Here is a 16,809-nt window from a genome sequence, read left to right as displayed (position 1 = left end):
TTCAGCCGAACAAGGTCAGCTGATGCTGGTGGGCTTTCCGGTCACAGTCCTCGCGGTAGGTCTTCGCCAGCCGTTGCGCCGTGGTCTTCGACAGCTCGAAGTCGACGGCGATCACGGCCCAGCTGCGGCCCTGGTCGTACTGCTGTTGGATCTGCTTGCCCAGCGTCAGTTGCTTGCGGCGGCTAAATGGTTTCCTAGCGCGGACCATGATCGGTTTCCTGATCAGGGTCGTGGGAGGCGCGTAGACCGCACAGGACGCATACCTCGGTGTATTCGTCCGCGCGTTCGGTCCAGTGCTCACACTCGCTGTCAGCGTCGTCGCGCTGGCAGCCGCTGTCGCCGATCACGCACCCTGCCGCGTCGCAGAGTCCGCACAGCGACCGTGTCCCGACCGTTCCGACCGCGATGTCAAAACAGCCTCCGCACCCGCAGAACTGGTATTCGCTGTTCATGCCGACACCTCGTCGATGTCGGTGAACACCGCCGCCCATCGGGTGTGGATCGCGGTTACGATCTGCTCGTCGGCGACGTCGATGTCACCCACGATCACCCCGACTTCGCGCAGGTCCGCGAGCGCGGTCCCGATCACCGCATACAGCTGTGATCGGTCGATGACGTGAACCTCGGCCAGCATGACCATCACGCCCTCCCCGCGCTGCGTGCCCATTCCCATTCCTTGGGCAGGAAACCGCCGTGGGACAGCCACTGATCCAGCCCGGCAACGTGATCGGTGAGTCCGATCAGGATTCCGGTGACCTCCTGGAAGTCGTGGACCTCCCATAGGCAGATCTCGTTGTACTGGCTGATCAGGTCCCGGATTTCGGCCAGGGCCGTGTTTGGGTCCATCACTGCCTCCCGATGGCCGGCGGTTGCGGACACCGGTCGTGCTGGGCTTGCAGTGCCCCGAGGTCCCATTGCAGGCACTGCACCTGATCGAGCAGTTCCTTGCAGTAGTCCTTCAGGTCGTCGCGTTCCTTGATCAGCTCGGCCACCCATACCCCGTGGGCCTTCGTGTCGGCGACAGCTGGCGTGCTGTCTTCGACCGGAGTCCCCTCGTGCAGGGCGTCGGTGATCGCCGCCAGCAGATCCCCGATCACCGGGCGGGGCAGTTCGGCTGACAACGACCGGTACTCACCGCCGAGGCGATAGAGGAACGTGAACCCGAATAGCTCACCGGGTTCCATGGCGAGCAGCAATCGCCCGAAACGATCGGCGCGCGAGACCATCTGATTGCTGGTCATGACGCCACCTCCGCAGGAATCTCGGGGATGGCATCGTGATCACTAGAGTACAGCTCATGCGACCACCACTGCTCGCCATCACGGGTCAGCAGATCGATCCATTCACCGCAGATCGCGCACAGTGCAGCGGTGGCCAGCACGGGTTCGTGATCGTTAATCGAGTACGGTTCATGGGTCCACCACCGTTCTGTTCCGTTGTGCATCAACCCGATTCGGCCGTTGCACTCCTCGCAGAACGACAGTGCCCGGTTTGGTGTAACCGCGATGCCGTCGACGTTGACGGTGACCGGGGTGTCGACGTCGTTGTCGATGCCGGTGAATGTGGCGATGGCATTGGCCAGTTGCCGATGCAAGACCTGCGCCTCGTCCAGCCTCAAACAGGCGCTGACGCCGTTGTTGATCGCACGGTTCCATCGGATCGCGATGTCGCCGCGGGAGTCGTCGGCCTCCAGCGTTTCCACATTCACCTTGACGTTGAACCAGCTGAGCTCAAGCCAGCCCACACCTTCGGTGTCATGGCCGTAGGTTTCGACCTTGCTGTGTAGGTACGCCATGATCAGATTCCCTTCTTGTGATGGAGGGCGGCGAGGATGGCGTTGTCAAACAGGTCGTGCACCATCCGAGCCTGATCCAGCGACAGCACGGTCATCACCTCGCAGCCGCATTCGAAACTGATGCCGAACTCGATCCGATCGAGAATCTCGTCGTAGGAGGTGAAGAACCTGCCCAGTTGAGATCCCGATGACGGATGCCCCTCGGCGTGGCCATTGCTGTTGTGTGCAAACGGATTCGACATCGTTCACGCCACCTCATCCGACTCGGGCTTGTACTCCGCGTACGGGTCGTCGCCGACTCCGCGCGCGGTGTCCGTGCCACCCTTGGTGGGGCGCTGGGTGCCGCCGCTGTTGCGGTTGGACCGCTTGATCGGCTTGGCGACGGCGTATTTGAGTGACACCCCCACCTCGTCGGCGACCAGTTCCACGATGGTGCGCTTGTTGCCTTCGCGGTCGTCGTAGCTGCGCTGCTGGAGTTTGCCGGTCACGATCACCCGAGCCCCTTTGGTGAGGGATTCGGCGACGTTCTCGGCGGCCTCACGCCACAGCTGGCACCGCATGAACAACGCGGCCCCATCGACCCATTCGTTCTTCTTGCGGTCGAACACCCGGGGCGTGGCGGCGATGGTGAAGTTCACCACCTGGTGCCCGTTCTGGGTGTACCGCATTTCCGGATCGGTGGTCAGGTTGCCGATAATGGTGAGAGTGGTCTCTCCGGACATGTCAATTGCTCCTTAAAGCGTTGTGTTAGAGAGGTTTTCGAGACCAAAGTCTCGATGGTGAGGCTGTCCGCAACCTCGAAGTGATGCGGAAAGCATCACGAATGTTCAGCTGTCGTAGCGGTATCTCCTTTCTGATGTTGTTGTTGAAAACCTGTGGGGCACTGCAGATCCGCGTCATGCCTCGGCCTCCATCTGCGCGGCCGCACCGCCGTCGCCGTGGTCGGGGTCGATATCGGCTTGAGCACCCTGCTGCTCGGCGTGCTGGGCTTGCTGGTCGGCGCGCTGGGTGCCGTGGCCGTTGGTCGACGCGTCCGCCCCAGCGGTCGCTTTGGCTCCGAGCTGGGCTTCGAGGGCGGTGACCTGTGCTTGGAGGGCGGTGTTGTCGGCGGTGAGTTTGTGGACCTGCTTGGTCAGCCGGGCATTGGCCTGTTTGAGCTCGCTGAAAGTTGCCGAAGCATCCAGCGGCGCTTCGGCGGCCGCCTGCTTGCGGGCCTCGATGTCCTCAGTGCGTTTCAGCGCGGCGGCTTCGGAGCGGGCGGCGACTTGGCGGGCGACGGCCTTCTCCCGCTTGGTCATCGGCCCAAACACCCCGTGCTCCATCCGGGTCTTCGGGTCGGCGTCGATCGCGTCCAGGGCCTGCACCACCTGCCCGCGTTCCTCGGGGGTGAGCTTGGCGGCGGAGTGGACGGTGTTCTCGATCCCCGCCCGCATCCCCTGCAAATACGCGGTCTCCCGCAGCCGTTCCTCGTCGCTGATCGCGCCCGCGCGGTGGCGGGCCGCGAGATCGGCGGCTTCACGCTGGTAGTCGGCGACACGTGCCTTGTACCAGTCCAGGGTGACCGCACGCTCGTACTGATCCAGACGCACCCGTTCTTCGATCTCGCGCTGGAACTGCATGTACTGCTCGCGGGTGAGCCGCTGCCCACGGGGCAGGGTCCGCGAGTACTGGTAGGCCAGACGCATGACCACTTTCATCAGCTGCTGATAGCTGCGGCTGGCTTCATCAACCTCGGTGCGAGACATAACGATTCACTTCCTTTCAAGCGGCCGGGGACGTAATGACGGCGCGGTCTCGGGCGCGGGCGGCCTGCCAGGCGCGCCAACGGGCACGGACCGGGCGGGAATGCCGGAATCCGAACCTCGTTCCCGCTCGGAAGCCACGGACGCTGAGGTCCTTGGTCGTGTGGGCGATCGCGGCCCAGTCGGGGCGGCCCAGGCCGATCCAGAGCCAGTAGCCGATCCAGCCCGCCAGCCACACCAGCAGCGGTCCGGTCGCGGCAGAGGGGGCACCGGAGTGGGCTGCCCACCACATGCCGGCTGCGGCGGCGCCCATCGCCAGCAGGGTCGGGCGGGCAGATCGGATGCGGCGGCGGCATCGGGTGGTCCAGGACGGGCGCTCGGCGTAGCCCGGGTCGATGCCGCTGGCCTCCATCAACGCTTGCAGCTCGCCGTCCCAATCGATTCCGGGATTATGATTGCCGCTCATGTGGGGACTCCTTCCAAAGGTCGGTGGTGATTGGTGTTGATTTCCTCCGGCACTGCCGACGCGGCGTCGGGGTGGTCGGGGGTGCTGGGTTCGGACACCGTTGCGGCGGCGCTGTGTTCGCTGTCCGGTAGAGCGGACAGGTAGCGGCGGACAGTGCGCTTGCTGACCTCGAGTTCGGCGGCGATGCGACCTTGTGACCACCCCTGGGCGTGCAATTCACGGGCGGTGGTGCGGCGAATGTCCGCCCCGATGTCTTCGCTGTCCTCCGGCTTCGGCATCGTGGCCGTGGCCTGTCCGGACAGGGCGGTCACGGGGGTGGTCGCCTGCTCGGTGACGGCCATACGGTGTTCGTCCTGACCAATCGGAGGAATTGCAATGGCCGCGTTCGGGTTTGGTGTCGATACCAAGCCGCTGCATCGTTCGAGCTCGGTTACGTTGTGGCTGGTGGCAGGGTCGGTGGTCATCGACAGCAGGGCGAAGCCGGAGATCACCATCAGCCCGTCCAAGGTGAGCGGCCCGACCGACGCACCCAGCGGCCCATATCCCCAAGCCAGCAGTACATCTCGCACGTGGCCGTAGGAGATGATCGCCGACCCGAGCGCAACTGTGCCCGCGCCGCCGTAGCGGGCCAACCGCCACATCCGGCCGCGCCGCCAGTGAGCGCGGGAAAGAACTTCGACGCTGAGCAGCAACCCGATCGGCCAGATCGCGGCCCCGATCTGCGGGGCGATGCCGGGTGTCCACCCCGGCGGCATGTCCGCAGCCGGAAGCCAGGCGTGCAGGACGTTGGCCGCGATGGAGGTCACCGACCCGAATACGAAGCCCGACCATGCCACCACTCGTCCGTGTGCCGACGGTGCATGGGTGGCCACAGTGTCCGCCCGCTGTCCGCGCTGACTGTCCCCGGTGGACAGGCCCCTGTCCGGGGTGGTCATCCGAGCGCGATCATGACCACGTGGGTGGCCGGTCATCTCGGCTCCGGAATGTTCGCCAGGGTCAGTCATGCGGCTTCACCGCCCTCGCCGTCGTCGCCGAAATCGGCGCGGCGGGCACGACCGGAATCCAGATCGCGCACCCGCATCAGCGGGACACGCGGGCTGGTGCTGGCCGCCCACCGGCGTGGGTCCGGATCGGCGGGCAGCGGGGCCAGCTCGTCCAGCTCGATCGGCACGACATGCCCCCAGTGCGCCTGGCGGGCGTGCACCCACACGACATCGCCGCGTTCGAACTCGCTGAGCGTGTTGGGGTCGATGAAGAAGGTCTCCCGCTGCCCCAGCGAGCCTTCGTCGCCGAGCTTGCCGTCCTTGGTGTGGCGGGTGTTCTCGGCGACCGGCCGCGACCCGAACACCTCCGAAACCTTGCCCGCCCCTTCCAACTTCATGAGCAGCGCACCCGAAGGGCAGGATTCGAGCAGGCGGCGGCGCTCGTCGGGGGTTTGCCCGAGCCCGTACTGGTTCTGGGCGGCAAAGATCGCGACCACACCCATACCCAGCAGGCGTTCGGCGATATTGACCTGATTGATGCCGCCGGTCTTGTCCGCCACCGCCGACATCTCGTCGATGATCAAGATGATCTGTCGGTCGTGCTCCCCGCACGCGAACTGTTCGATCAACGTCGTCAACGCGGCGACCTGCGCGCGGGCGTACTCCCCGCGCACCGTGCCGGGCACGGTCGCATAGATCATGTCGAAGGAATCGAGGGGGCGGCCGCCGTCGAAGCCCTCCCCGATCGCGGCGAAGATGTTGCGGAACTTGCCCGACACGTCCCCGACCGCGGGCGGCTTGTTCTTTTCTAGGGCGTCGATCTCGTCCAGGACCGACTGATCACCGGCGTAGGCGGTTCTCAGCCACGACAGCGAAAGATGGTCCTGGAACTCCTTTTTCGACCGAGGCGGCCCGCCCGGCGCGTGCACCACCAACTGCACGACCCGGATGCGGTTCTGCCGGAAATGCTCAGCCCCGGCATCGGTCGCCTGCACCGGGTTGATCATCGCCTCCAAGGTGGCGCACATGTCCTCGGCATCCATCGCCCACAAATCCAGGCGATTCGTGACCGGCCACAACGCCACCCGGCGCGGATCCACCTTCAACCGCGCGGCGATCTTCACCAACTGCCGCCCCGTCGCCAAACCAGGCTTGCCGCCCTTGCAGTCGACGAAGATCAGCAGCGGGCGCTTCTCCCCCGTGCGGACGTAGCGATGCCAGTACGCGCAGTACAGGCCGGTCCCGAACCGTGTCAGCAGCGTCGTTTTGCCCGCCTTCTGCGACATGCCCAGCAAGGTCATGTGCCCGAGTTCGTCGATGCCGATCTCCAGCTTCGAGCCTCGTCGTTGCCCCAACTGGGTGACGGTGGTCGGCTGGGTGGCGTCGGTGAACTCCGACAACGTGCCCAGTACCGCCTTGGCGTTCAACCAGCCCGAGGTGATCGGCGCACCGTACTTCGCGGCCCGGCGGGCAGCACGGGCCTTGCCCTGGTGCTGACGCCGTTGCAAGCGACGGGTTTTCGACGGCGACCCGATACCCTGCGTGCCGAGACGTTCCAAGAACCGCGCCCGCCACAACGCCGCACCCCACAACGCCACCGGGGCACCGCCCGCGGTCATCGCCGCCACCGCCCCCGACCCGAGACCGTGATCCAGCAGCACCTGCGCGCCCTGCCACCACAGACTCAGCGGCGTCGACCACACACCCGAGGACCACACCGCACCGACCGGCAGCACCAGCGATCCGGCCGCATAATTGCGGACCTGTCGCGCCTCCCACCGCTTCTTGGCGGCAAAGGCGTTCATGCCGATCCCGAGCGCGGCCAGGAAGCCAGCGCCCACCAACGAGGTGCCCGCGAAGTCGAACACCTGAGCCACCGACGGCAACTCCACATCCCAGTCCGGGGCCTGCCAACCATTCGGCAATGCCGGGTTCTCGAACATCTCCGGCGCGGAGGTCGGCTGCGACTGCGGCGCAACCACGGTCGCCGGCTCATCGGGGATGGCGGACGGTGCGACCGGCGGCGGACTGGTCGGCGCGGGCACGGGCGTGCCGCAGTCGTAGGGGGTGATCAAGGGGACACATTGACCCATCACCGATCACCGCCCCGCGTGACCGAGCTCGGATCGAGGAGACCTTCCAACACCGCGCGCAAGTCCTCGGCGGACATCGACCACAAGTTCAGCTGATCAGTATTCGGCCAGATCGCGATGCGTTCCGGGTTCACCCCGGACCGAGCCAGGGCGTCGGTCAGGCGGCGCGCGATCCGCGACGGCTCTTCACCGCCCGCAGTATCTACCGCGATGACCAACGGCCGCTTGTTCCTACTCATGTCACCTCACTCCCTTCCGCGCCAAAGTCGCGTCCAGGTCATGGATTTCGAGATTCAGCAGGCGCTCGATACCGCGCTGATGCGCCAGCCTCACCGCAATGCCGTCCAGGGCGCGGCGCAGGGATTCCCCGCGCACGAAGTACAGGACGCCTGCGAGATCATGGCGATCGGCGGCGTCCAGAGCCGCTGCCATCGACCGCATCAATCGGCCCTCACCCCGTTTACGAGTCAGCTCGACCTCGATCGCCCACACCTTGTCCGGGTCGGTGAAGTCGCGGAACCACGCATCATGAAGATGCGGATTGGGCTGTCCACCTTCCGGTTTCACGAACCGACGGAGCAGACGTTCGCTCGTCCATACCTCCGGATCGGTCTCCAGACCGGTCAGCGCTAGGCGCAGCTCCGACACAGCCGTCAGATGCGCGGCGGTCGACGCCTTCGGATGCCATTCCCCTGGATCGAATCCCAGGTAACCCCAGCCAGTTTCACGATCGGTGTACACCCACAACGGGCCGTTCGGCACAACCCCAGGACCATCGAACTGCTTCGATCGCCGCCAGGAACTCGGCGCGCCGTAGTCAATACGCTCGACATGTACGCGGCCACCGAGTTTCCAGCGGTGCACCATCGCATAGGTCTGGCTGGAACGAACTCCCGCTGCTTTCCCGATCAGTGCGATCGGCACACCGTACTGCTGGGCGATCCACTCCAACAGCGTCGTGTCACGCGGCTGCCAGCGAATCTCGGGTGCGCTCATGATGCCACCGCCTCACGGGGGCATTCCTTGGGCCACAGCGCCACGTTCTCGGTTCCCGGCGCCGGGCACACCACCACCGTGGACGGCAAGCTGGCGCGAGTTCCGAATAGCAGAACTCCGAGATACAAGCCGACGACGAACACGAACGCCATCAGCACCAGGCTCGCCAATGCCTGCGGCGACATCGGCACCGCCGCCCGATTTCGCGGTCCGACAACCAAGTAGTGGTCGTTCATCGCTGACCACCCCGCCGCCCCTGATCAAGGGGATTCGAGTAGCTCCAGAGCAGACCGACAACGCCGAACAGCAGCAACACCAACAGGGCCAGGAGCGCCAGTTCAGGAACGGAGGCACCAACGGCCAGCAATGCCACAATCAAGACTGAAGTCCGGAACATGGCTACCTCGGCTCCGGGAAGTTGTCCTTGGTGAATCCGCCCTTGGGGCGCTGCAACTTCGACACCGACTTGCCGCGCCGCCACAGATTCCAGGCCCACACGACCAACCCGATCTGATCCCGATCACTGGTACGGATCTTGTGGGTGTGCAAGTGATCCAGCCGCTGCCGCAACGCCAGAATCGGCGACCCCGCCGGCAAGCCCACCAGGCTGTCCCACAACCGCAGGAACTGCGCCGCCGCGTCCTCGTCGACCTCGGTCAACCGGATCAGCACCGCGCACGCCACCGCGGGACGGCACTTCAACCGCGACGCCACCGAGGTGAACCGCTCCGCCAGCGCCACCACCTCCGGGTAGACGGTGGCGAACTCCACGATCCGCGTCGTCGACACCGCGACCTTGGTGTGGTCGCCGAACAGATTGCCCTCCAACCACGGGATGTAGACCCGCAGCGCGGCGGCCACCAACGTGGTGTTGTGGCCGTGGATGCCGGAGATGGTGAGCTGATCAGCAGGCGTGCGCTTGGCACCCTGGTCCATCGTCACCTGGGTGTCGCGGGACAGGCCGCGCACCACCAGGATCGGGAACTTCATGCCACTGGTGCGGGCGATAGCCGCTAAGCGGTGCTGACCGTCCAGGAGTTCGCCATCGGGGGCGAACTTGATGGGCTCGCCGTTGAACTGCCAACGGCCCGAGATCATGTCGTCGTAGTACTGCTGCACCCGCGCCTGGCGCAGCGGGCGGTTGTTTGGATTGAGCTCCAGCATCTGCCGCGCGAGCGGGCCATCGATCTCGATGATTTCGCTGATCACGCGGTCACCAGGCTGGGCGCCGGTGTGGTCGGGGTTCACGAGGTACACGGGTCATCCCTCCTGGGACTGGTCGGCGGGGGTGGGCAGACGATCGATGACGGCCTGGATGGCATCGCGGGCTTGGATGAGGTCGAACCGGTAGCGCTGTGCCAGCTGCTCGGCGTTGCGATCGAAACGGTCATCAGCCGCCAGCCGCGCCAGTGCTTCGGCTCGCTTGACCAGGTCGTAACGCACCGCGTTGAACGCCTCGGGGAGAGGACGACGCCGACGTGTCGATGATTCAGCGTTGGTGGCGGCCACCTCAGGCCGAACTGGAAAGCCAAGTGCTCCAGCATGTTCACGCTCAACCTGCTTCGACGGATACTTCTTGCCGTCAAAACCGACTATCGAGTCAGGTGGCTCAATTTGATCCACCTCACCGAGGTCCTTGAGCACAGTCCCGCGGGCCACACCGGTTGCGGCAGCGATTGCCCGTGTGCTCATCCCGACTTCGCGTAGTGACGCGACAATCTCTTGACGTTCTTCACGCGGGAGCCGGATCCGGCAGTCACCAAACTCCCTGGTGCAGTAGTCATCCCACGAGCAGTAGCCCAATGCCTGCCACGCTCGATTCACATACGCCTGTGCAACCAACTGCCAGAGCGCGTCTGCGCCTGCCCTGATCTGATCGGTTAGCTCTCTCGCGGCGACCCTCTCGATGATCATGACGCTGCACCGCCCTTATGGGGGTTTCGGCATCGCCGACGACGCGCCTGCGCCGACCTCTGGGCCAGTCGAGTGAAGTGCGCCTTGCGTGCATGATCGGCGCGACGTGCACGCTCTTCCGGAGACAGCACCCCGTCCGGATCGACCTGCTTTTCGAACTTGCTCTCCATCGCCTTGCGCGCCTTCTCAGTTCGCGCGGCTCGATCGGCTGTCTTTGCCCACGAGGCATGGGCAGCGATCCGAGCTTGAAGAACCCGATCGTTCGGTGTGCTCATGCCGCACCGTCCGAGTGCTCTGGAACGACCGGCCGCGCGAGCGCCAAGAGTTCCTCGTGGTCGACCCGCCACATACGGCCCTTCATCCGAAACCCTTGCAGGTCACCGGATTTGATCCAGTTCTTGATCGTTCTCGGATCGACTTCGATAAGGGCTGCCGCAGTCTTGAGGCTGATCAAGTTCCGGGCCCTCGGGGGATCGAAGTAGAGAGAGTCGGTAGACGCCATCGGATCTCCTTGGAGTGGAAAGGAACGGAAATGGCTGCCATCTCCGTGTGACGGTCCTCATAGATGCACCCCCTGCGGAGGCCACTGTTAGAACCAGCTCTATTGCAGCATAACCAGAAGATCATCTCATTAGAACCGGCTGTATTTGACCGAAAATATTGATTGGTAGAATATGGCTAGTTCTAATAGCGAACCCGCCGCGACCCTGCGACCCAGAGAGCACTCAAGACATGAGCGGATACCGAGATGTGGCAGCGAACCTCCGTGATGCCATCAGCCAGGGCGAATATCCGCCTGGGACAACACTTCCCAAGCAGGAGGAGCTGGCCGAGCGATACGACGTCAACATCAAGACGATTCGCCAAGCGGTTGGCGTACTCGAAGCTGAAGGGCTGGTGACTCCCATCCGGCGGCGCGGAACGGTAGTTCGTGAACGCCCGCCCATGCGCCGTCTCGGCGCCGAGCGCTACTCAAAGAAGAAGTGGAAGTACGGCGACACGGTCGCCTTCATCGCGGACCGCGAAGCATCCGGCCGGCCATGGCATCGGACCGACCAGACCCAAACGGTGGCCTTGGTGGAGGCCGACGCTGAAGTTGCGGAAGCCTTCGGGCTGGAACCAGGTTCACAGGTCTACGAGCGAGCTCGGTTGGTGCGAGATGCAGGTCAGCCCACCCACACCCTCGCGAGCTACTACATCCCTGAACACGTGGAGGGGACGCCTCTGGTAGATCCAACCCCTGGCCCGGCAGGCCCTGGCGGCGGATTCGCAGTGCTCACACTGCAGGGGTACGAACCGGATCACATGACTGAGACTGTGTTCGCGCGCATGCCGACACCGGAGGAGATCGACACCCTCGAATTGCCTTCTGGCGAGCCGGTGATGATCCTGAAACGCCGGACCTACACCTCGAATGGTCTCCTCATCGAGTTCGCTCGCGGAGTCCACGCTGCATCCCGATTCGCATGGACCTACGACTTCAAGCTCCCCGAGTAGAGGACCACGAATGCCGAACCCGACCCTGCCAGAGGAACTCCGCTCCGATGTCGTAACCCTCTGGGAGTACAGCCAAATGCACCACGAGCTGCGGCCTGTCGACGTGGGAATCGGCCTAGGCAGTCATGATCCCGGTGTGGCGACCTACACAGCCGAGCTGTACCACCAAGGCATGTTTCCGCTGATCGTGTTCACCGGAGCCAATGCGCCGGGCACGATCGATCGGTTCCCCCGCGGCGAAGCGGTGCACTTCCGTGAGCGTGCCTTGGAACTCGGCGTTCCAGATGATGCGATCCTTGTTGAGCCCAAGGCGACCAACACCGGCGAGAACATCGATTTCACTCGGTCATTGCTTGACCATCGCCGCGAGCCGGGCGCAGTCCGTTCTGTGATGCTGGTTTCCCGCCCTTACCAACAGCGCCGCAGCTACGCCATCTGCCGGAAGAGATGGCCAGGGGTCGAAGTAGTCTGCGCATCAAGGCCGCTCCCACTCGACGACTACATCGAAACGATCGGCGACGCGGACCGCGTGATTAACATGCTTGTCGGTGACACCCAACGGATCTGGGTCTACCCAGCAAACGGGTGGGCCGTCGACCAAGTTGTGCCCGACGAAGTGCGAAAAGCGTTCGCACGCCTGGTCGATGCAGGGTTCGACCGTCGCTTACTTCCGGAGTAATGGTCACCAGGTCCAGCTCGTCCCGCTCGACCCTGCATACCGTTCACGTCCCCGACCGCCGATAGACGAGCAACGTCTATACGAGCTGAAGCAGCTCCTTTCGGGCGATCACGCATAGCCACGCCCCTGACAGTTACCGGCACGGTCCCTTCCTCTTCTGCCGCACCGCCTTGGCCGGTTCAGCCAGCACGATATGCGGCAGATACGGACGTTCGCGAACACTCGGTCGCGGCATAGCTGAATCGGCGACCTGGCTGCGACGCTAATGCGTCCTGGGTGGCCCCGATCAATCCGCTGTCCATGTTCGCATTCACCAACGGTGCGAACTCAGTACCCTGCCGACGCCGAGATAAATTCAGCCCGAATGGTTCTTGCTGACGGACTCAGGACAGACGGCGGCGCGGATTCATCCGGCACGTCCGGGAGCGACCCGTGGTTTCAACCGTGTGGCGGAGCCAGTTATGGCTAAGCTACGGCCGTCGACAGTGGCTGGTCTCTGGGCGCCGACGCGCCGGTCATCGGGAGGTCTTCGTGCTTGAGTTTGGCGGTCGTAATGTTGAGTGGGACGGCCCGGTCTGGAAGTATTTCCGGATGGAGCGGTTTATCGAGACACTGGAGATGTCGACACTCTACTTCGCGGCGGCCACACAGTTCTCCGATCCCTTCGAAGGCGCGGTCGCGGTGCAGGCCGACGAACACGACACCGATCCCCGGTACGCGGCCATGGAGATCTCCGAGAACGCCTTCTTCGCGCTCAAGCGGCTGACCAAGATCAGTTGCTGGCATCGGGCCTCATATGAAAGTGATGCGATGTGGAAGCTCTATGCCAATGAGCACAAGGGTATCGCCATCTGCACCACCCCCGAGCGCATGCGCGCGGCGTTCCGGCCATTCAGGCTCAGTCCAGACTATGGCGTGGAGCAGCTGATCGCCGCGCCGGTTGAATATATTGACCTCACCCAGGTCAGAATGAATGGCGCTGGAATGTTAGACCGTTTCTTCTTCAAGCACCGGGCGTTCGAATGGGAGAGGGAGTTCCGCCTGGCGATCTCGCTTCGGATGGCGGAGGAGTTTGGTGTCCAGGTTCCAGACGGCGGCATCCATGTCGAGTTCGATCTGGAGGCGCTTGTAGACAGGATCGTCCTCGGCTCGACAATCTCAGCGCACGAACGCGAGATTGTCGCCGCGTCCGTCGAGGGTGCCGGGCTCGGTGACCGACTTCAGTATTCGACCCTGCTGGGGCGCCCGCGCTACATCTGAGTATCGGAAGTTCGTCGACGCCGGGGCAGAAGCTCTACCCTAGCAGAACATCCTGCCGCACAATAAATTACGACACGAGGAGCGATCTCAGCCTGCCCAGAACGCCATGATGTGCTGGTTGGTTTTCTTTGACGCTTCCGGCCACGGGATGCGTGATTCCACTTCTTCCAACATGGTCCATCCCGGTGCGCTGTGGTGGGGGTCGGCGTTGTTCCAGGAGGCGTATCCGCAGTCCTGGTCGTAGGGTCCGCCGTCGATGACCGCGCGCAGTGCGCTGCTGAGGTCGAGCGCCACGTCCCGGCCTCACATGCGTGCCGCGTGGTCGTTCGAACCACGCCATACGCGGCAGAGAGGACGTTCGAGTGGGGTCACCCTCTAGCGGGCGGGCTTGGTGCCGCGTCCAGCACAGCGAGGTCTTGTCGTACGAGGGATAGGTAGCGGCGGATCAGTCGGTCGGGTTGCTCTTGGTGGCTGGCGGCAGTTCTGTCCTTCCAGTATTCGACTGACATCCAGTCCCACATCTCTCCGGCGGCGTCGCTGATCGCTCGCGGCCCACAGATCCGGATGAGTGTTCCCCTCTCGTAGAGATCGGCCAACGCGTCGGGCGCTGGGGGTTCCCGATCTTCGCGTACGTACCAGTGCTCGATCTCGTGTAGGTGCTGGTAGAACAGCGCGAGGAAGGCGCCGTACGTGTCGCGTCGATATTCGTATGATCTGTGAGCATCCTCGCGAGTCCACAGTTCTCGGTCTCGATCATCACGGCTCTGACGTTCGATGTCTGCTCGGCGATCTGCGCTCTTCTGCGTGAAGCGTTGTGTAAGCATTACGCTGCCTGCGCTGATGACAGCCGAAAGCAATGCGGCCAAAGGAATCCAGAAGGTGGCGGACACCTTCATAATCGTCAGTGTTGTCCATCGCGATGTCCAGCACGACGAGACCCCGGCCCCGCCAGCCGACGTCACGTAATCGGCATTGCAGCGCGTTCGCTGGACACTGTGGCGTACTGACGGGCGCTTAGTTCTGAACGATGATGTCGACGACTTCCTTGGCGAACGAACTAATGCCGGAGTCCAAGACGTCGGTGCGGTAAGCCGCCCAATCAGCCAGCTTGGTGCGATCTCGCTCAGCACCGCGCCGGATCATCCTTTCGCGGATCACTTCTGGGGTAGCGCACAGCCATACCGTGCGGACGTCCACCACTCGATCGGATTTTCCACTGATGTACTCCGACAGGGACAGTCCTTGGCGGTGAGCCGTCCGCACGTAGTCGATGAATGGTGCATCGACGATCATGGCGTGGTGTTCGCCGACTCGCAGCGCGTTCCTCACCAACGCGTCGTAGATATGCGGTCCGAGTACTCGCCGATAGACCGCGCTGTCTCGATCATGCGGGTTGCCGGTCAGCTCGGCCATCACGGATTCCTCGAGCGCAGGCGCGAAGGCATCCTTGTCCAACACGAGGGCTCCCATCTCGGTAGCCAGGAGCCGGGATGCGCTCGACTTTCCTACGGCGGGAAACCCGCATACGACTACGACGCCTCGGACGAACCCATGAACGGCCTCTCGCAAGGCTGCGCAGGTCGTACTGGACAACGCGGGATGCATATCGGTCATGGGTTCACCTAGAGTTTGTCGCCGAGCCGTGCGCGCCGGTGCGCTGCTTTCGCGCGTTCGTCGGCGACGGACTTGCCGTAGCGATCGAGCATCTGCCGGGATCGCCAACCCGCGAGCATCATGAGGTCTTGTTCCTGGCCTCCGTTGGCCAGCCAGGTGTGGGCGAACCAGTGGCGGAACTGGTGGGGGTGGATGTGGCCGATACCGGCTGCGGCAGCGCGGCGTTCGAGCATCTGGCGGATGCCGTGGTCGGTCATGCGGCCTTGGACGCCCAGCCAGAGTGCTGTTTCTTCCTTCTTGGCTTTGGGGTGCTTGGCGCGCGCCCGCAGGTACTTGCGGAGTGAAACTCTGGTCTTGTCGCCGAACGGAGCGGTGCGTGGTCTGCGGCCCTTCCCAAGTACAAGTGCGGTGTTCTCTGCAAAGTCCAGGTGGTCGACATCGAGTCCCGCTATTTCGCCTGCGCGGCAACCAGTGTCGGCAAAGAGCCGGATGATGGCGGTGTCGCGTAGGGCGTTGAAGTCGGCGCCAGCACATTCGGCGAGCAGCTGGCGGAGCGCATCGTCGGGCGGGACTTCGACGAGTTGTTCGGGTGCGTCGGGCAGAGCCATCCTGTCGAACGGGTCGGCCTCGATGATGTCCTCTGCGGCAAGGTATTTGAAGAACTGTTGCAGGGCTCGGTAGTGGCTGCGGGCGTACTCCGGGGCGAGGGGACGGCCAGTTCGTTTGTTCGGACGAGTCAGCAGGGACTCGATGAAGGCGCCGAGGTGGTCGCGGGTGATCTCGGGACCGGTTGTCGGCAAGTCGTTCTCGACGAGGAAGTCGATGAAGTAGTCGATGCGTACGAGGTAGCCGTCGATAGTGACCTTGCTGCGGTTCCGTCGACGTAGCTCAGTGGCGAAGTCGTCCTTCAGTTCCCGGAGATCGTCCAAGTTGAACGTCTCCATACGGGCAGATCCTACGCCGGAATACAAGGCTGGCGGCGCTTTGTACTCGAATGTCTTACGATCTCGAGCGGCTGTTCGTGCTGCTCAAGGGGTGAAAGTGGGGCGGGCGGGGCTCGAACCCGCGACCAATGGATTATGAGTCCACGGCTCTAACCGACTGAGCTACCGCCCCCGACCGCTGGAGATCTCTGCGGGCCTCGCGATGCTACCGCTTCGAAGGGGGCGATGCATACTTGGACGCGGCATGATCTTACGGGGGCGTAGGTGGACCGCTCATCGGGAGGAATGATGGCGAATCTGTTCGTGCATGTGTTGCGGGCGCATCAGTGGGTTTATGAGAACAGTCGGGGGGTGGTGGGGCATCGGCTGTTGTTCGGGAATCCCACCTTGTTGTTGCGGACCGTGGGGAGGAGGACCGGGCAGCCGCGGACTTCGGCGCTGACGTACGCGCGGGATGGGCGGGACTACATTGTGACGGCGTCCAATGGCGGGTCGGCGCGGCCGCCGGGGTGGTTGGCGAATGTGAAGGCCGCGCCGGAGTGTGAGATTCAGGTGGGGACGAGGCGGATGGCGGTGACCGGTCGGGCTACGTATCCGGATGATCCGGATTATGCGCGGCGGTTCGGGTTGGCGGACAAGGTCAACCAGGGGCGGTATGCGCAGTATCAGCGGATGACGTCGCGGCCGCTCGCGGTGGTGGTGCTCAGTCCCAGGTAGGGCGGACAGGGACAAATTGGACAGGTGAGTTAAGGGTCGGCTATCCTGTCGCGCAGAGGGGAGTACTTCCCAAGAATCATTCCGGTCAGTACGGGTTACGCGGTCGTGG

The 16,809-nt window shown here is 63.8% G+C and carries 27 protein-coding genes and 1 tRNA gene; 4 read left to right on the top strand and 24 right to left on the bottom strand.

From position 1 onward, the window contains the following. Position 1: 1 nt before the first annotated feature. The 19 genes from ACFVIV_RS14055 to ACFVIV_RS13965 all read right to left on the bottom strand — a co-directional run bounded on the left by ACFVIV_RS14055 (position 2) and on the right by ACFVIV_RS13965 (position 10,491). Entirely contained in the window at positions 2–208 is a 207-nt protein-coding gene (locus ACFVIV_RS14055) for a hypothetical protein (protein ID WP_379196066.1), read from the bottom strand. Beyond that, entirely contained in the window at positions 195–452 is a 258-nt protein-coding gene (locus ACFVIV_RS14050; RefSeq protein WP_379196064.1) for a hypothetical protein, read from the bottom strand. Before ACFVIV_RS14050 ends, ACFVIV_RS14055 begins: the two co-directional genes overlap by 14 nt. Beyond that, complete coding sequence (locus ACFVIV_RS14045; RefSeq protein ID WP_379196062.1) at positions 449–667, bottom strand: hypothetical protein; 219 nt, start codon at positions 665–667, stop codon at positions 449–451. The genes ACFVIV_RS14050 and ACFVIV_RS14045 overlap by 4 nt, the downstream gene beginning before the upstream one ends. Beyond that, complete coding sequence (locus ACFVIV_RS14040; RefSeq protein WP_379196060.1) at positions 640–846, bottom strand: hypothetical protein; 207 nt, start codon at positions 844–846, stop codon at positions 640–642. Before ACFVIV_RS14040 ends, ACFVIV_RS14045 begins: the two co-directional genes overlap by 28 nt. Then, on the bottom strand, positions 846–1,241 hold the full coding sequence (locus ACFVIV_RS14035; RefSeq protein ID WP_379196058.1) for a hypothetical protein: 396 nt from the start codon (positions 1,239–1,241) through the stop codon (positions 846–848). The genes ACFVIV_RS14040 and ACFVIV_RS14035 overlap by 1 nt, the downstream gene beginning before the upstream one ends. Continuing rightward, a complete protein-coding gene (locus ACFVIV_RS14030) occupies positions 1,238–1,795 on the bottom strand; it encodes a hypothetical protein (RefSeq protein ID WP_379196056.1) in 558 nt (185 codons plus the stop codon). Before ACFVIV_RS14030 ends, ACFVIV_RS14035 begins: the two co-directional genes overlap by 4 nt. Before the next feature lie 2 nt (positions 1,796–1,797). After that, entirely contained in the window at positions 1,798–2,037 is a 240-nt protein-coding gene (locus ACFVIV_RS14025) for a hypothetical protein (RefSeq protein WP_379196053.1), read from the bottom strand. 3 nt (positions 2,038–2,040) lie between these two features. Continuing rightward, entirely contained in the window at positions 2,041–2,517 is a 477-nt protein-coding gene (locus ACFVIV_RS14020; RefSeq protein WP_379196051.1) for a single-stranded DNA-binding protein, read from the bottom strand. A 174-nt stretch (positions 2,518–2,691) separates the two neighbouring features. Further along, a complete protein-coding gene (locus tag ACFVIV_RS14015; RefSeq protein ID WP_379196049.1) occupies positions 2,692–3,540 on the bottom strand; it encodes a hypothetical protein in 849 nt (282 codons plus the stop codon). A 16-nt stretch (positions 3,541–3,556) separates the two neighbouring features. Further along, a complete protein-coding gene (locus ACFVIV_RS14010) occupies positions 3,557–4,003 on the bottom strand; it encodes a hypothetical protein (protein WP_379196048.1) in 447 nt (148 codons plus the stop codon). Then, the gene (locus ACFVIV_RS14005) at positions 4,000–4,839 is read right to left on the bottom strand and encodes a hypothetical protein (RefSeq protein ID WP_379196046.1); all 840 of its coding nucleotides are present in this window, start codon (positions 4,837–4,839) and stop codon (positions 4,000–4,002) included. The genes ACFVIV_RS14010 and ACFVIV_RS14005 overlap by 4 nt, the downstream gene beginning before the upstream one ends. A 164-nt stretch (positions 4,840–5,003) precedes the next feature. Continuing rightward, positions 5,004–7,061, bottom strand: coding sequence for a hypothetical protein (locus ACFVIV_RS14000; protein WP_379196044.1), 2,058 nt, complete (start codon positions 7,059–7,061; stop codon positions 5,004–5,006). 17 nt (positions 7,062–7,078) lie between these two features. Beyond that, complete coding sequence (locus ACFVIV_RS13995; protein ID WP_379196042.1) at positions 7,079–7,318, bottom strand: hypothetical protein; 240 nt, start codon at positions 7,316–7,318, stop codon at positions 7,079–7,081. Position 7,319: 1 nt separating this feature from the next. Next, the gene (locus ACFVIV_RS13990; protein WP_379196040.1) at positions 7,320–8,075 is read right to left on the bottom strand and encodes a hypothetical protein; all 756 of its coding nucleotides are present in this window, start codon (positions 8,073–8,075) and stop codon (positions 7,320–7,322) included. Further along, a complete protein-coding gene (locus tag ACFVIV_RS13985; RefSeq protein WP_379196038.1) occupies positions 8,072–8,311 on the bottom strand; it encodes a hypothetical protein in 240 nt (79 codons plus the stop codon). The genes ACFVIV_RS13990 and ACFVIV_RS13985 overlap by 4 nt, the downstream gene beginning before the upstream one ends. Continuing rightward, complete coding sequence (locus ACFVIV_RS13980) at positions 8,308–8,448, bottom strand: hypothetical protein (protein ID WP_379196037.1); 141 nt, start codon at positions 8,446–8,448, stop codon at positions 8,308–8,310. The genes ACFVIV_RS13985 and ACFVIV_RS13980 overlap by 4 nt, the downstream gene beginning before the upstream one ends. Positions 8,449–8,474: 26 nt before the next feature. Next, positions 8,475–9,332 carry a hypothetical protein gene (locus ACFVIV_RS13975; RefSeq protein WP_379196035.1) on the bottom strand — a complete coding sequence of 286 codons (858 nt, stop codon included), beginning with the start codon at positions 9,330–9,332 and terminating at the stop codon, positions 8,475–8,477. Positions 9,333–9,335: 3 nt separating this feature from the next. Continuing rightward, entirely contained in the window at positions 9,336–9,989 is a 654-nt protein-coding gene (locus tag ACFVIV_RS13970) for a hypothetical protein (RefSeq protein WP_379196033.1), read from the bottom strand. 271 nt (positions 9,990–10,260) lie between these two features. After that, positions 10,261–10,491, bottom strand: a complete 231-nt coding sequence (locus ACFVIV_RS13965) for a helix-turn-helix domain-containing protein (protein ID WP_379196031.1) — start codon at positions 10,489–10,491, stop codon at positions 10,261–10,263. A gap of 248 nt (positions 10,492–10,739) precedes the next feature. On the opposite strand from ACFVIV_RS13965, the gene ACFVIV_RS13960 reads away from it, so the two are divergent. From ACFVIV_RS13960 to ACFVIV_RS13950, 3 genes are all read left to right on the top strand, one after another. Beyond that, complete coding sequence (locus ACFVIV_RS13960) at positions 10,740–11,486, top strand: GntR family transcriptional regulator (RefSeq protein WP_379196029.1); 747 nt, start codon at positions 10,740–10,742, stop codon at positions 11,484–11,486. 10 nt (positions 11,487–11,496) lie between these two features. Next, complete coding sequence (locus ACFVIV_RS13955; RefSeq protein ID WP_379196027.1) at positions 11,497–12,165, top strand: YdcF family protein; 669 nt, start codon at positions 11,497–11,499, stop codon at positions 12,163–12,165. 531 nt (positions 12,166–12,696) lie between these two features. Beyond that, the gene (locus ACFVIV_RS13950; protein ID WP_379196025.1) at positions 12,697–13,425 is read left to right on the top strand and encodes a DUF2971 domain-containing protein; all 729 of its coding nucleotides are present in this window, start codon (positions 12,697–12,699) and stop codon (positions 13,423–13,425) included. An 87-nt stretch (positions 13,426–13,512) separates the two neighbouring features. Here the strand turns inward: ACFVIV_RS13950 and ACFVIV_RS13945 are convergent, their stop codons facing one another. The 5 genes from ACFVIV_RS13945 to ACFVIV_RS13925 form a co-directional block, all read right to left on the bottom strand. Beyond that, positions 13,513–13,719, bottom strand: coding sequence for a hypothetical protein (locus ACFVIV_RS13945; protein ID WP_379196023.1), 207 nt, complete (start codon positions 13,717–13,719; stop codon positions 13,513–13,515). A 74-nt stretch (positions 13,720–13,793) separates the two neighbouring features. Then, complete coding sequence (locus ACFVIV_RS13940) at positions 13,794–14,321, bottom strand: hypothetical protein (protein WP_379196021.1); 528 nt, start codon at positions 14,319–14,321, stop codon at positions 13,794–13,796. Between the two features lie 118 nt (positions 14,322–14,439). Next, entirely contained in the window at positions 14,440–15,030 is a 591-nt protein-coding gene (locus ACFVIV_RS13935) for an AAA family ATPase (protein WP_379196372.1), read from the bottom strand. Between the two features lie 17 nt (positions 15,031–15,047). After that, a complete protein-coding gene (locus tag ACFVIV_RS13930) occupies positions 15,048–15,983 on the bottom strand; it encodes a tyrosine-type recombinase/integrase (protein ID WP_379196020.1) in 936 nt (311 codons plus the stop codon). Between the two features lie 98 nt (positions 15,984–16,081). Further along, positions 16,082–16,155, bottom strand: a tRNA-Ile gene (locus ACFVIV_RS13925). A 116-nt stretch (positions 16,156–16,271) separates the two neighbouring features. On the opposite strand from ACFVIV_RS13925, the gene ACFVIV_RS13920 reads away from it, so the two are divergent. Next, positions 16,272–16,700 carry a nitroreductase/quinone reductase family protein gene (locus ACFVIV_RS13920; protein ID WP_379196370.1) on the top strand — a complete coding sequence of 143 codons (429 nt, stop codon included), beginning with the start codon at positions 16,272–16,274 and terminating at the stop codon, positions 16,698–16,700. Positions 16,701–16,809 lie beyond the last annotated feature (109 nt).

Source organism: Nocardia sp. NPDC127526 (assembly GCF_042672265.1).
In the GTDB taxonomy this organism is placed as follows: Bacteria; Actinomycetota; Actinomycetes; order Mycobacteriales; family Mycobacteriaceae; genus Nocardia.
This window is presented reverse-complemented; position numbering and strand designations above follow the sequence as displayed.